This window comes from Halomarina ordinaria (assembly GCF_030553305.1).
Lineage (GTDB): Archaea > Halobacteriota > Halobacteria > Halobacteriales > Haloarculaceae > Halomarina > Halomarina ordinaria.
Map to the genome: position 1 here is coordinate 2742372 of NZ_JARRAH010000001.1, position 13854 is coordinate 2756225.

Annotated in this window: 11 protein-coding genes; 2 read left to right on the top strand and 9 right to left on the bottom strand. The window is 70.9% G+C overall.

The features are described from left to right. The first annotated feature begins 28 nt into the window (after positions 1-28). Together P1Y20_RS14715 and P1Y20_RS14720 are read left to right on the top strand one after the other, a co-directional pair. Positions 29-1441, top strand: a complete 1413-nt coding sequence (locus P1Y20_RS14715; RefSeq protein WP_304449408.1) for a sugar transferase — start codon at positions 29-31, stop codon at positions 1439-1441. 45 nt (positions 1442-1486) lie between these two features. Further along, positions 1487-2518: an NAD-dependent epimerase/dehydratase family protein gene (locus P1Y20_RS14720; protein ID WP_304449409.1), complete on the top strand. Its 1032-nt coding sequence runs from the start codon at positions 1487-1489 to the stop codon at positions 2516-2518. Positions 2519-2546: 28 nt separating this feature from the next. Here P1Y20_RS14720 and P1Y20_RS14725 read toward each other — a convergent pair whose 3' ends face one another. The 9 genes from P1Y20_RS14725 to mutS all read right to left on the bottom strand — a co-directional run bounded on the left by P1Y20_RS14725 (position 2547) and on the right by mutS (position 13818). Continuing rightward, positions 2547-2885 (bottom strand): DUF7344 domain-containing protein, encoded by a 339-nt coding sequence (locus P1Y20_RS14725; RefSeq protein ID WP_304449410.1) that lies wholly within the window; start codon positions 2883-2885, stop codon positions 2547-2549. Beyond that, positions 2882-3253, bottom strand: a complete 372-nt coding sequence (locus tag P1Y20_RS14730) for a DUF7344 domain-containing protein (RefSeq protein ID WP_438359929.1) — start codon at positions 3251-3253, stop codon at positions 2882-2884. Before P1Y20_RS14730 ends, P1Y20_RS14725 begins: the two co-directional genes overlap by 4 nt. 69 nt (positions 3254-3322) lie before the next feature. Further along, complete coding sequence (locus P1Y20_RS14735) at positions 3323-4894, bottom strand: bacterio-opsin activator domain-containing protein (RefSeq protein ID WP_304449412.1); 1572 nt, start codon at positions 4892-4894, stop codon at positions 3323-3325. Between the two features lie 152 nt (positions 4895-5046). Then, entirely contained in the window at positions 5047-6039 is a 993-nt protein-coding gene (locus P1Y20_RS14740) for an NAD-dependent epimerase/dehydratase family protein (RefSeq protein WP_304449413.1), read from the bottom strand. Further along, a complete protein-coding gene (locus P1Y20_RS14745) occupies positions 6036-6968 on the bottom strand; it encodes an NAD-dependent epimerase/dehydratase family protein (RefSeq protein WP_304449414.1) in 933 nt (310 codons plus the stop codon). Before P1Y20_RS14745 ends, P1Y20_RS14740 begins: the two co-directional genes overlap by 4 nt. Positions 6969-6971: 3 nt before the next feature. Then, complete coding sequence (locus tag P1Y20_RS14750) at positions 6972-8141, bottom strand: NAD-dependent epimerase/dehydratase family protein (RefSeq protein ID WP_304449415.1); 1170 nt, start codon at positions 8139-8141, stop codon at positions 6972-6974. Positions 8142-8194: 53 nt separating this feature from the next. Continuing rightward, positions 8195-9385: an alpha/beta hydrolase family protein gene (locus P1Y20_RS14755; RefSeq protein WP_304449416.1), complete on the bottom strand. Its 1191-nt coding sequence runs from the start codon at positions 9383-9385 to the stop codon at positions 8195-8197. 52 nt (positions 9386-9437) lie between these two features. Further along, positions 9438-11090, bottom strand: coding sequence for a DNA mismatch repair endonuclease MutL (gene mutL, locus P1Y20_RS14760; protein WP_304449417.1), 1653 nt, complete (start codon positions 11088-11090; stop codon positions 9438-9440). Continuing rightward, entirely contained in the window at positions 11077-13818 is a 2742-nt protein-coding gene (gene mutS / locus P1Y20_RS14765; RefSeq protein ID WP_304449418.1) for a DNA mismatch repair protein MutS, read from the bottom strand. Before mutS ends, mutL begins: the two co-directional genes overlap by 14 nt. Positions 13819-13854 lie beyond the last annotated feature (36 nt).

The window sequence follows — 13854 nt, forward strand, 5'->3', positions numbered from 1 at the left end:
ATGTAGCGAACACAATACCGTTCGTTCAATGGAACGGACGCGGTGGTATCGACAGATGAGCGTCGCCGTCGTCGCCGGGGCGACGGCGCTCGCCGTCGTCGCCGCGAACCACCCCTTCGCGCAGGACACCCTCACTTCGCTCCCCCTCCTCGACACGCTCCCCCAGCAGACCTGGGGATACGAGGAACTCACCCTCGCGGTGACGACGAGCGTGTTCGTCGTCGTGACGGCGTATCTCCCCCTGTTCCGACCGACACGGCGGCGGGTGCTCGACACCATCGCGCTGGCAGAGCGCCGTCTCGTCGTCGCCTTCGTCGCCCTCGCGGCCATCGGCTACTTCGACTACACCTATCGGCTGCCGCGGACGACCCTCCTCCTGGTCGGCGCGACGCTGTCCGTCCTGCTGCCGGCCTGGTTCGTCAGCGCGCGCCCGCGGCCGAGCGGCGACGGTGAACGGGCGGTCATCGTCGGCGACGACCCCGAGGCGATGGCGGCACTCGTCGAGACGACCGACCTGACGGTCGTCGGCTACGTCTCTCCACCCACACGGTTCTCTACCGACGACCCGCGCGGCGGGGTTCGCGCCGATGGCGGTCAGACGCTGGCGGCGAGCGAGAACCCGCTCGTCCGCCTCCCCTGTCTCGGCGGGGTGTCGGACCTCGACGTGGTGTTCGCGGAGTACGACATCGACACGGCGCTGCTGGCGTTCTCGCGGCCGGACCGCGAGCAGTTCTTCGCGACGCTCGACCAGTGCGACCGGTCGGGCGTCGGCGCGAAAGTCCACAGCGACCACGCCGACAGCGTCCTCGTCGCCGGGCGCGGCGGTGACCTGGTCGACGTGGACCTCGAACCGTGGGACTGGCAGGACCGGATGCTCAAACGCCTCTTCGACGTCGCGTTCGCCGCGGGCGGCCTGCTCGCGCTCTCACCGGTCATCCTGCTCATCGCGCTGGCGGTGCGTCTCGACAGCGAGGGGCCGGTGTTCTACACGCAGGAGCGTACCGCCGAATTCGGCGGGACCTTCACCGTCTACAAGTTCCGTAGCATGTACGAGGGGAGCGAGGACTCCACGCCGGGCGAACGTGAGAACAGCGTCACACCCGTCGGCGCCGTCCTCCGCCGGACGCACCTCGACGAGATACCGCAACTCTACTCGATTCTCGTCGGCGACATGAGCGTCGTCGGCCCCCGCGCGGCGTGGGTCGACGAGGAGGTTCTGCTCGAACAGGAGACCCCCCACTGGCGAAAGCGCTGGTTCGTCAAGCCGGGGTTGACGGGCCTCGCCCAGACGGAGGGTATCTCCAGTTCCGACCCCGAGGAGAAACTGCAGTCGGACGTGGAGTACATCAGGAGTCAGTCGCTCTGGTTCGACACCGCCATCGTCATTCGCCAGCTCTTCGACGTCGTCACGGGCGACGACGAGGAACGGACGGAGACGTAGCGACGAGGCGGAAATCTTTTACATCGTTCGGTCTGTCAACTGTCTATGAACATATTAGTCACGGGAGGTGCTGGTTTTATCGGTGGTCACCTCGCTGAACAACTAGCTCTGCGCGGCCACGACGTCACGGCCCTCGACAACCTCGACCCGTTCTACGACGTCGGCATCAAGGAGCGGACGGTCGAGCGCGGTCGGGTCGCCGCCGAGGGCGAGGGGTCGTACTCGTTCGTCCGGGGGGACATCCGCGACGAGGACCTCGTCTCGGACCTCGTCGGCGACGCGGCGTTCGTCTACCACCAGGCCGGTCTCGCCGGCGTGCGACCGAGCGTCGACCGCCCCCGCGAGTACAACGAGGTCAACGTCGGCGGGACGCTGAACCTCCTCGACGCCGCCCGCGAGGCCGACGTCGAGCGCGTCGTCATGGCGAGTTCCTCCTCCGTCTACGGCAAGCCGCAGTACCTCCCCTACGACGAACAGCACCCGACGACGCCGGTCAGCCCTTACGGTACGTCGAAACTCGCCGCCGAACGCTACGGCTGTGCGTACGCCGAATCGTACGGTCTCCCGTTCGTCGGCCTCCGCTACTTCACCGTCTACGGCCCCCGGATGCGTCCGAACATGGCCATCTCGAACTTCGTCTCGCGGTGCATGAACGGCGAGTCGCCGGTGATCTACGGCGACGGCCAGCAGACCCGTGACTTCACCTTCATCGACGACATCGTCGGGGCGAACCTCGCGCTCCTCGACACCGACGCCGCCGACGGGCGCGCCATCAACGTCGGGAGCACCGACAACATCAGCATCCAGGTCCTCGCCGAGGAGGTCCGCGACCACATCGCCCCCTCGCTCGACATCGAGTACGAGGCGGCGCGGACCGGCGACGCGGCGCACACGCACGCCGACACGGGGACGGCGGCGGCCCTGCTGGAGTACGAACCCGAGTACACGATTCGCGAGGGCCTCGCGGCGTTCATCGAGTGGTACCGGGAGAACAGGGAGTGGTACGAACCGCTCGTGCGGGGCGAAGAGAGCGCGGGAGCCACGACCGAGACGACCGTCACGCAACAGTCGCGGTAAGGGTCAGGGCTTGCGGGAGCGTCCGTCGCTACTCGCCGCTCTCACACTCGTAGAACCGCAGCGCCTCCTCCCCCAACGCCGTCTCCTCCACCGTGTACCCCGAGAGCGCCACCAGGTCACGTTCCTGGTCGTAGCTGACGCTCCCGACGCGTTCGAGCGCCGGGACGTGCTCCTCGTACAGTTCGTCGTAGACCTCGAGCACCGTCGTCGGGGAGAGGTCCGCGAGCGGCCGGTCGTGGCGCCGGGTGGCCACCTCGTCGGCGAGGTCCGCGAGCGAGACGACCTGGTGCTCGCGCAGGAGCGCCATGACCACGTAGCGCGTCGAGGTGGCGCCGACGACGGTGTCCGGGGTCGTGTCCGCACTCACGGGTGGGCCCCCCGGACGACGTCGCCGCGCTCGTCGGCACGCGCGAGCATCAGGTACGGGTCGAGGCGGTCGGCCGCGCCCTCGCGTTCGACGGTCCGCGTGGCGGCGTCGTAGGTGAGGACGCCCGCGTCGTCGAGTTTCGGGAGGTGGACGTGGTGGAGACGGACGGCCACTCGGTCGCGCTCGGCGTCCGCGTCGGCGTCTGCGAGTTCGTCGGCGAGCACGGCGAGTTCGGTGTTCGTCTCCTCGCGGTCGAGGTAGGACATCACTCGTCGTCGGTGCCGGTCACTCAGTAGCCGAAAGACCGAATCGACCGGGACCGGGCCGTGTGGTCCCGAATCGGTCGGAGAACCGATAACTCGACTCATTCTACCTACAGGTGGGGGGATAGCAGGTATAGGTAGACGGGCTAGGCAGACTAGCCCACGAGAACCGACTCATCCGTCCGTGTACGTCTCGAACAGCGACGCCATGACCCCGTTCAGTCCCTTCCGGAGGTGTTTGTGGAAGGTCGGCGCCGAGATGTTCATGGCCGCCGCGACCTCCTCCGCGGTGCTCTCTCTCGCCCACTCGAAGTAGCCCGCCCGGTAGGCCGCCTCCAGGGCCTCCCGCTGGCGTTCGGTCAGACCCGCCATCGCGTCGTCGTCGCCGGCGCCGTCCTCTCGAACCGGTCCGTGGGGCCGCGGTCGTTCCTGCTTCCGGACGAGTTCCGTCTCGGGGTAGGTCGTCGTGACGTGTTCGACGAACGACCGCACGTCCGTCTGGGGGGTCACCTCGCAGACGGCGTTCAGTACGCCGTCCTCGATGACGAGCGACGTCAGGTTCGCGCCGTACTCCGCGATGGTGAGCGCGAGGAAGCCATCGACGAGCTGACACTGGACGAGCGCGCTGTCGGCGTCGGCACGGATGACGCTGAACTCGCGGATGTCGGGGCTCTCACCCATCCGCTCGCCGATGCGGGCGGGGTCGACGTCGCTCACCTCGACGTACGCCAGCAGCGCCCCGTCGGTCGCGGGGACGAGACTCCGCAGTTCGAAGCGCGCACCGAACTCGGCCGAGGTGTCGACGGCGTGGAGCGTCCGGTCCGTGCTCCGGAACTCCAGTTCGACGACCGTGTCGGTGAGGAGCAGTCGCCGGTTCTCGATGGCGTGGTAGGCGTAGCCGACGGTCCCACCGAGCTCCGAGAGCAGGGTTCGCTCGCCGGGCGTGACGGGCCGCTCGCGGTCCGCGGACAGCCCCAGGACCCCGTAGGTCGTCTCGCCGTACGACAGCGGCACGAGGACGTCGAGACGCGTGTCGCGCCCGGCGGTCGTCCCCGCGAACGGCATCGAGGGGCGGTCCGCGGGGTCCTCGACGACCTGGACCGTCCGCGAGCGAAGCGCCCGCGCGACCGGCCCCTCGACCGTCGAGGCGGCCTGCGACACCATCCCCGTCTCCCCCGTCGCCGCACGCAGGACGACCTCCTCGCTCTCGGGGCGGTAGTCGGCCAGCCACGCGACGTCGTACTCCGTCGCCTCGACGAGCTGGTCGCACAGCGGCTGGTGGATGTCCTCGCGGGTCGCCGCGTTGAGGAGCGTGCCGACGATGGGACGCACGGCCGCCGTGAGGCGTTCGAGTTGCCCGAGGCGCGTCGCCAGCGCGTTCACCTGCACCTCCCGCTCGGGGTGGTCGATGGGCGCCGCCACGACCGCGAGGTGGTCGAGGGACCCGTCGACCGTCACCGGGGCGACGGTCTGGTCGAGCGTCGAGAGCTCCCCCGAGGCGCGCGCTATCGTCAGCGTCCCGCGCCACGTCTCGCCGGCGCGCACCTCCCGTTTGATGCGTTCGACCGGTTCGTCGTGCGTCGCGGGGAGCAACGTCCGGTAGGACTCGCCCGCGACGTCGCCCTCGTCGTAGCCCGTCAGCGTCTCGAACGCGCGGTTGACGTCGACTATCCTCCCCTCCGTGTCGAGACGGGCGACTGCGTGTCCTGCCTGTTCGACCGTCTCGCGGTAGCTCCTCTCCCCCATCCTTGATACCTCGGCCGCGGCGTGCCCCGCCGCGGTGGTGCTTGCGTACCCCTCTCCGGTCCCGGTACTTACCTCCCCTGATTCGGTCGAGCGCGGGCGCGACCCGCCGACCGATTCGGGGGACGCGTCGGCGGTCGAGGCGTGCCTCCGGGCTACTCCCGCAGGAGGTCGCGGACGCTCGCCTCGACGCTCTCCTCGGGCGACCAGCCGAGCACCTCGCGGGCCGCCTCGGTGTCGACGGCGAAGGAGTCGACGAGCGTCTCCCCGCTCCGGGGGTTCTCGACGAGTTCCACGTCGGGGTCGACGTCCCGCTCCTCCCGGGCGATGCGCTGGACGAGGTCGGCCACCTCGACGACGCCGGGGTCCTCGTCGGTGGCGATTTCGAACTTCTCGACGCCGGTCGCGCCCGCCTCGTCGCGGTCGAGCAGACACTCCGTGCTGTCGGCGAACGCCCGTGCGACGTCCTTCACGTGGACGAAGTTGCGCGACTGCGTGCCGGGTTCGTAGACGGTGAGCGTCTCGTCCGCGAGCGCCCGGTTCACGAAGAAGTTGATGACCGTCCCCTTCGAGACGGTCCGGCCGCCGACCTCGTGTTCGCCGTAGAGGTTGGCGACCATGAACTGGTGGGCCGGGAACGCGCCGTCCGCGTACCACTCGATGGCCTGCTCGTTGAGCACCTTCGTCCGCCCGTACCAGTTGAGCGGGTCGCGGGGGTGCTCGACGGTGATGGGGAACGCCTGGGGGTCGCCGATGACGGCCATCGAGAAGGGAAAGCCCAGTGGGGTCTCCGTCTTCCGACAGTACCACGCGACGTTCTCCGTGCCGAGGACGTTCACCTCGTAGGCGAGGTCCGGGTGGTCGTCGCAGTCGTCGACGCCCGAGAGCGCCGCGAGGTGGAGGACGACGTCCGCGCCCGAGAGCGCGGCCTCCAGTTCGTCGCGGTGGCGGATGTCGACGTGCTCGACGGGGACCTCGCCCACCCGGCGGACGTCGCCGAGGTAGAAGTTGTCGAGGGCGCTCACCGCCCAGTCGGGGTGGCGCTCGGTGAGTTCGTGGACGACGCGACTGCCGATGTAGCCCGCCGCGCCGGTGACGGCGACGTGGGGAGCGTCCGATTCGTGGGTCTCTGAGTCGTGGGCTGTCATGAGTTGGGTTCGAATGTGTTCGCCAGGTCGCGGACGCCCTCGCGGAGCGTCCACGCCGTCTCGTAACCGGTCTCCGCGATGCGGTCGAAGTTGACGTGGTAGGAGGGGCCGGGGTGTTCGTCCTCCAGGTAGGTGACGTTCACCGGTGCGACCTCGTCCGCGACGAGGTCGGCTATCTCGCTGATGCGGTAGTTGCCGCCGTTCGACCCGACGTTGTAGACGAGGCGGTCCCACGCGCCGGGGTCGAGCGCGGCGTGGGCGTAGGCCCGGGCCGCGTCGCGGACGTGGATGAACGGCCGCCAGTTCGACCCGTCGCCGTACACCGTCAGCGGGCGGCCGGTGAGCGCCCGGAAGACGAACGTGTTGACGACGAGGTTGAAGCGGACACCGGGTGCGTCGCCGTAGTTCGTCGCCATCCGCAGGGCGACGCCGTCGAAGCCGAACTCGTCGATGGCCTCGCGGAGCAACCCCTCGCACTCGTACTTCGTCTCGGCGTACGGGTTGATGGGGTCCGGTTCGACCGTCTCGTCGAGGTCGGTGCTCGTCGCCCGGCCGTAGAGGTTACACGAGGAGGCGACGACGACGTTCTCGACGCCGAGTTTCCCCGCCGCCGTCAGGACGTTCTCCGTCCCCTCGAGGTTCGTCGCGAACGTCTCCTCGCGGCGGTCGTGCGTGCTCGACGCGCCCGTGATGGCCGCGAGGTTGACGACGGCGTCGCAGCCGCGCATCGCGCTCTCGACGTTGCCGTACTCGCGGACGTCGCCCTGGCGGAAGTCGATGCCGTCGGTCAGCGCCCCGCGGAGCGCGCTCGGCGACCCCGTCGAGGTGTCGTCCATGACGACCACGCGGTCGACGCGCTCGTCGCCGTCCAGCAGGGGGACGAGGACGCTGCCGATGTAACCGAGTCCACCGGTGACGAGGACGTCCATCGACTACTCCTCCAGCACGTCGGGGAGGAAGCGGTCCTCGTGGGCCGTGATGGTGTCGCCGTAGCGCGTCAGCGCCTCCAGGATGTCGCGGACGCCGCCCTCGAAGTCCTGGCGCTGCTCGCCGATGAGGGCCATGTAGCGCTCGTTCTCGATCTCCATCTGGTGGGTCTCGTCCTCGTCGCGGGGGTTCTCGACGTGCGTGACGTCGACGTCGAGGTCGAACTCGTCGCCCACGCTCGCGATGGTCTCGGCCATCCCGACGATGCTGATGGGGCGCGTCACCTGGTTGTAGACGACGTGCTCGCTCGGGCGCTCGGCGTGGTCGTTCAGTGCCAGCCGCGCGAGTCCCTCGACGGTGTCCTCGAGCGAGACGAACGGCTTTCGCTGCTCGCCCTTCCCGTAGACGGTCAGCGGGTAGCCCGCGACGGCCTGCGCGCAGAAGCGGTGGGCGACGACGCCGAAGTAGTAGTCGAAGTCGAAGCGCGTCTTCAGGCGGTCGTCGGCGCGCGTCTCCTCGGTCTCCGTCCCGTAGACGATGGCCGTCCGCACGTCCGAGATGGGGAGGCCGAACTGCCTGTGCGCGAGGCGGAGGTTCGCCGCGTTGTGGCTCTTGGTGAGGTGGTACCACGACCCCGCCATCGCCGGGAAGGGGACCTCGTCGCGCTCGCCCTCGTTCTCCATCGTCGCGCCACCCTCGGGGATGGGGAACGTCGGCGCGCCGTAGACGCCCGTCGTCGTCGTCTCGACGAGGTGGGTGTCCGAGAGGCCGTTCTCGTGCAGGCCGAACGCGAGGTTGCGCGTGGCCTGCATGTTGTTGTGCTGGGTGAAGTTCGCCCGCTCGCCGTTTATCTGGGAGTACGGCGCGCTCGGCTGGGCCGCGGCGTGGACGACGACGCGCGGTTCGTGGACGGAGAGGAGTTCGTCGACGAACCCACGGTCGGTGAGGTCCCCCTCGACGAACGAGAGGTTGTGGACGTCGTGGACCTCGCGGGCGCCGGCGAGGCGCTCGTCCATGCTCGCGATGGGCGTGGCGCTCGTCGCGCCCACGGAGGCGACCCACTCGCGGCGACCGAAGTTGTCGACGGCGACGACGCGCTCGTCGGTGCGGGACGCGATTCGGAGTGCGGTCGGCCACCCGACGTAGCCGTCACCGCCGGTGACGATGATGCTCATTGGTTACTCACTAAGCGAGTAACTCGTCTGCGACTACTAATAGATTGCTGCCGTCACGTCGAGAGCGTCTCGTCCAGCCAGTCGTAGACGACACCCGTCGCCAGCCGCAGGTTCCCCACCTGACAGTGCTCGCCTGCGCCCTCTTCCGCGGTGAACACGCGGAGCGTCGCGGGGGCGGTCAGGTCCTCGACGAACTCCTCGGCCAGTTCCAGCGGGACGAAGTGGTCGTCCTCGCCCGCGAGCACCAGCGTCGGGCAGTCGATGCGGTGCGTGACGGGGGTCAGGGAGTACTCCCGGAGGGTGCGCTGGAGCTCCGCCGCCGAGTCGACGCCGAACACCCACCGCGAGTTCGAGAGCAGCCAGCGCGCCTCGACGCTGAACCGACCGCCGACGGCGGCCAGCGCGTTCACGAGGCGGTCGGGGGCGTACAGCAACGCCCGCGCCAGTCGCGGCGTCTCGACCGCCGACGCCCGCCAGAGGTCGTGCATGTGGTCGAACGCGACGCACGCCGCGATTCGGTCGTCGAACGCCGCCGCCCGCGGCGCGTAGTACCCCCCGAAACTGACGCCGACCAGCGCCATCCGCGACTCGTCCACGTGCTCGCGTCCTTCGAGGGCGTCGAGCACCGGCCCGACGACGTGCTCCCAGTCGGGCCGGGCGGTCAGCCCCTCCTCGCGGAGCGGTGCGCCCTGTCCCGGCCCCTCGAAGAGCACCACGTCGTAGCCCCGTGCGAGCGCCTCGGGCACGCCACAGAGGAAGTAGAGTTCCTCGCAGAGCGAGTCGAACCCGCCGAGACAGACGACCGTCGGGCGCGGTCCCGTCCCACCCGAGGCGAAGACGTATCCCGGCAGCGTCGTCCCCTCGTAGGGTATCGCCACGCGTTCCGGGGGTACGTCGAGGAGGGCAGTTCCCGACCGGAACGTCGCCCGACTCCGCTCGTAGGTCGGTCGACGCCGCGGGTCGTCGGTCGGGAGGAAGAACTCGGCGGTCCGGTAGTAGGTGTGCGCGCGCAGGAAGGCGAAGCGGGCCGTCCGGTCGTGCCCCGCCTCACGGGCCTCCTCGGCCGTCCGCTCGACCCGCGCCGCGGTTCGGCGCCACTCGTCGTACCAGGCTTCCGTGTCGCCGTCGTCGATGCGCTCGACGGTCGCGAGCACCTCGCCGGGCTCTGCGCCGCCGAAGGTGGTGTAGGCCAGCGCCCGGAGCGTCTGGTAGTCGAACGCCCGCCCGGAGAAGTGGACACGCATGCGGGTGGAGAGGGTTGGAGGTAGTATGGACGTTGCGCGAGTGCGAGCGCGACTACCCCAGCCGGGTCGCGCTGCGCTCGAACCCCTTCGCCAGTGTCGCCTCGTCGATGCGCAGCACCGTCGGGCGGCCGTGCGGGCAGGCGTAGGGCTGGGTGCACTCGCCGAGGCGGTCGAGCAACTCGGCCGCCTCCGCCCGCGAGAGCGCGTCGCCCGCCTTCAGCGAGGGGTGACACGCCAGGTCGGCCAGCAGCGCGTCGCGCGGGTCGTCCGGCCGCTCACCCGTCAGGAGCGTGTCGAGGGTGTCCTTCAGCGCGCGGGGGTCGGCCACCCGCCCGAGCGGTGCGGGCACGCCCGTCACCCGGTAGCTGTCGCCGCCGAAGGGTTCGACGCGGAAGCCGGCCGCCTCCAGCACCTCGCGGTGGGCGTCGAGGAGGGCCACCTCCCGCGTCGACAGCGAGAGGGTCGCGGGCGGGTCGAGCGGCGCGCTCGGCACCGCCCCGTCGACGGCGGCGCGCAGGCGCTCGTAGTTCACCCGCTCGTGGGCCGCGTGCTGGTCGACCACGAGGAGGTCGCCCTCCGCCTCGCAGAGCAGGTAGAGCCCGCGGAACTGACCGATGACGCTCAGGTCCTCGAAGCGCGACTCCGCCGGCGCGAGCGCCGTCTCCGTGTCGAAGGCCACGTCTGCGGCGCGCGCGAGGTCCGCCGTCGAGAGCGCCTCCCGGACCGCCCGCTCCACCACGTCGGCGACTCCCTCCGGGTCCCGGAGCCTGACCTCCCGTTTCGCTGGGTGGACGTTCTGGTCGACCGCGTCGGGCGCGAGCGAGACACGCACCGCCGCGACCGGCCAGCGGTCGCCGGGGAGGAGCTCCCCGTAGCCCGCGACTACGGCCGCCCGGAGGTCGCCGTCCCGGACGGGCCGGCCGTTGACGGCCACGTAGACGTGCTCCTTCGAGGCGCGCGTCACCGAGGGGTAGCAGGCGACGCCGGCGACCCGGACGTCCCCGTCCCCACCGTCGCCCTCGTCGTTCGCGGCCAGCGACGCGCTCTGTCCGGCGACCGCCCGGTCGTAGACGGCGAGGAGGGCGTCGACGTCCGCGCCCGTCCCCGGCGCCGAGAGCACGGTCCGGCCGTCGTGGGTGAGTCGGAAGCGCACGTCCGGGTGGGCGAGCGCGTACCGCGAGAGCGCGTCGCTCACGCGCGCGAACTCCCGCTTCGGCGTCCCGAGCGACTCGCGGCGCGCCGGCACGCGCGCGAACAGGTCGCGCACCTCGACGGTCGTCCCGACGGCGTGACCGGCCGCCTCGACGCCCGTCTCGCCGCCCTCGACGGTGACGCGCGTCCCGCTCGCGCCCTCCCCCTCGGCTCTCGTCGTGACTACCAGGTCCGCCACCTCCGCGATGCTCGGGAGCGCCTCGCCGCGGAAGCCGAGCGTCGACACGCGCTCGACGCCCTCGACGCCGGACAGTTTGCTCGTCGTGTGGCGCTCGACGGCGAGGACGGCGTCGTCGCGGCCCATCCCGTGACCGTCGTCGGTGACGCGAATCAGGTCCAGCCCGGCGTTCTCGACACCGACTTCGACGCTCGTCGCGCCGGCGTCGAGCGCGTTCTCGACGAGTTCGCGGACGACGCTCGCCGGCCGGGTCACCACCTCGCCGGCGGCGATGCGCGCCACCGTCGTCTCGTCGAGGCGCTCAATCGTCGCCATCGAGCCTCCCCTGCAGGTCGTGCAGGTAGGTGAGCGCCTCCAGGGGCGTCATGGCCGCGATGGACAGCCCCCGTATCTCCTCGAGTGCGGCCGCGGCCTCGCTCGCCGCCTCCCCCTCGCCCGTCGTCGGGACCCCGTCGACCGCCGGCGAGTCCGACGCACTCGAACCGATTCGCCCGTCCGGGTCGTCGGTCCCCCCGGAGTCGTCCACAGGGTCGTCGCCTCCGTCGACGCTCGTCCCGTTCGCCGCCCCGTGTCCGTTCTGTACCGTCTCGCCGCCGGCGAACGCCTCCAGCGTCACCGTCTCCCTCCCCTCGTCGGGCAGGCCGTCTTCGAGCAGCGCGCGCGAGCGCTCGATGACCGTCCCGGGGACGCCCGCGAGGCGGGCCACCTCCACGCCGTAGGAGGCCTCCGCGGCCCCCTGGGCGACGCTGTGGAGGAAGGTGACCGTCTCGCCGTCGCGCTCGACGGCGAAGTGGAGGTTCTGGACGCCGGGGCGGTCCCCGGCGAGGCGGGTCAGTTCGTGGTAGTGGGTGGCGAACAGCGTCGTCGCGCCCACCTCGTCGTCGAGGAACTCCGTCACCGCCCACGCGATGGCCCGGCCGTCGGCGGTACTCGTCCCCCGGCCCACCTCGTCGAGCAGGACCAGCGAGTCCTCGGTAGCGTTGTGGAGGATGTCGGTGAGTTCGGCCATCTCGCGCATGAACGTGGAGTGCCCGCCCGCGATGTCGTCGCTCGCGCCGACGCGGGTGAAGACGGCGTCCGTCACGGGGAGTCGCGCCCGCCGGGCGGGGACGAAACTCCCCACCTGCGCGAGGACGACGACGAGCGCCACCTGCCGCATGTACGTCGACTTCCCGCTCATGTTCGGCCCCGTGACGACGGCGAACGGTCGCTCGCGCAGGTCGGCGTCGTTCGGGACGAACGCCTCCTGGGTCGTCTCGACGACCGGGTGACGCCCGGCCTCGATGTGGACCCCCTCGCTCCCGAACTCCGGGCGGTGGTAGTCGCGTTCGACGGCGACGTGCGCCAGCGCCGCGAGCACGTCGAGCTCGGCGAGCACGCCCGCGACGCGCTGGACGCGCTCGGCCGCCGCCGCCACCTCCTCGCGCACCTCCGTGAACAGGCGGTACTCGCGGGCGTCGGCGCGCTCTGCGGCGCCGAGTATCTCGTCCTCGCGGCGCTTCAACTCGGGCGTGTAGAACCGTTCCGAGTTCTTCAGCGTCTGGCGACGGGTGTAGTCGTCGGGGACCGCGTCGAGGTTCGGGTTCGTCACCTCGATGTAGTAGCCGTGGACCTCGTTGTAGCCGACCTTCAGCGAGTCGATGCCCGTGCGCTCGCGCTCGCTCGCCTCCAGGTCGGCGACCCACTCCCGGCCGTCGCGCTCGGTCGCCCGCAGGTCGTCGAGGTCGTCGTCGAACCCCTCGCGGATGACGCCCCCCTCCGTCACCTCGATGGGCGGTTCGGGGTGGATGGCCCGCCCGACGAGACCGCGGACGTCCGCCAGGTCGTCGAGCGCGTCCCGGCGCTCCCGGAGGGCGTCGCACTCTACGTCCGCGAGCGCCGCCTTCAGTTCGGGGACCACGTCGAGCGTCGCCTTCAGCGAGCGGAGGTCGCGGGCGTTCGCCCGGCCGCGCGAGACGCGCGTGACGAGGCGCTCGACGTCGTAGACGTCGCGCAGCAGGTCTCGAGCCTCCTCGCGGACGAGCGACAGGCGCGTCAGCTCCTCGACGGCGTCGTGGCGCGCCTCGATGCGCTCGCGGTCGAGCAGCGGGCGGCGCAGCCAGTGGGTGAGTTCGCGCCGCCCGAGCGCGCACGACGTCTCGTCGACGACGCCGAGCAGGGTGTGGGCGTCGCCCCCCTCGCGGTTCTCGAACACCTCCAGCGACCGGAGCGCGGTGGCGTCGAGGCGCATCCCCTCGCGGGGGTCGTAGCGCGTGAGCCGCGTGATGTACGCCAGTCCGCCGGCGTCGACGCCCTGGGTGTACTCGGCGTACCCGAGGAGGGCGCCGGCGGCGCGCAGTTCGGCCGTCCCCGAGAGCACCGACTCCGGCGTGGCGACGTACGCCGAGACCCGCTCGCGGGCGGTCGACGGCTCGAAGCGCTCGTCCGGGACGGGCGTGCGCATCCCCTCGACGTCGAAGGCGTGGTCGAGGTCGGGCGCCGCGATGACCTCCGCCGGCGCGAAGCGGTTCAGTTCGTCCTGGACCACCGTCGGACGGGCGCTCGTGACGCGGAACTCGCCGGTCGAGACGTCGACGAACGCGACGCCGACCTCCTCCCCGTCCGGCGCGGGCGCCAGCGCGGCGAGGTAGGTGTTCCCGCCGGCGGCGAGCAGTTCGTCCTCGACAACGGTCCCCGGCGTGACGACGCGCGTCACCGCCCGGTCGACCAGTCCCGACGCCTCCGCCGGGTCCTCGACCTGGTCGGCGATGGCGACGCGGTAGCCGGCACCCAGCAGCGTCTCGACGTAGGGGGCGACGTTGTCGATGGGGACGCCCGCCATCGGGTAGGTGCCCGTCGAGTCCTCGCGCTGGGTGAGCGTTATCTCGCAGACGCGGGCGGCCGCCTCGGCGGCCTCGCAGAACAGCTCGTAGAAGTCACCGACCTGGAAGAGCACGAGCGCGTCGTCGTACTCCTCGGTGAGCGAGAAGTACTGCGACAGCATCGGCGTCAGCTCCTCGCGTCTGGCGGCCATCTTCGCCGGCGGCCCGGTGACCGACTCCATGCCCGGAACACGACGCCGGCGTACAAATGTTGCGTG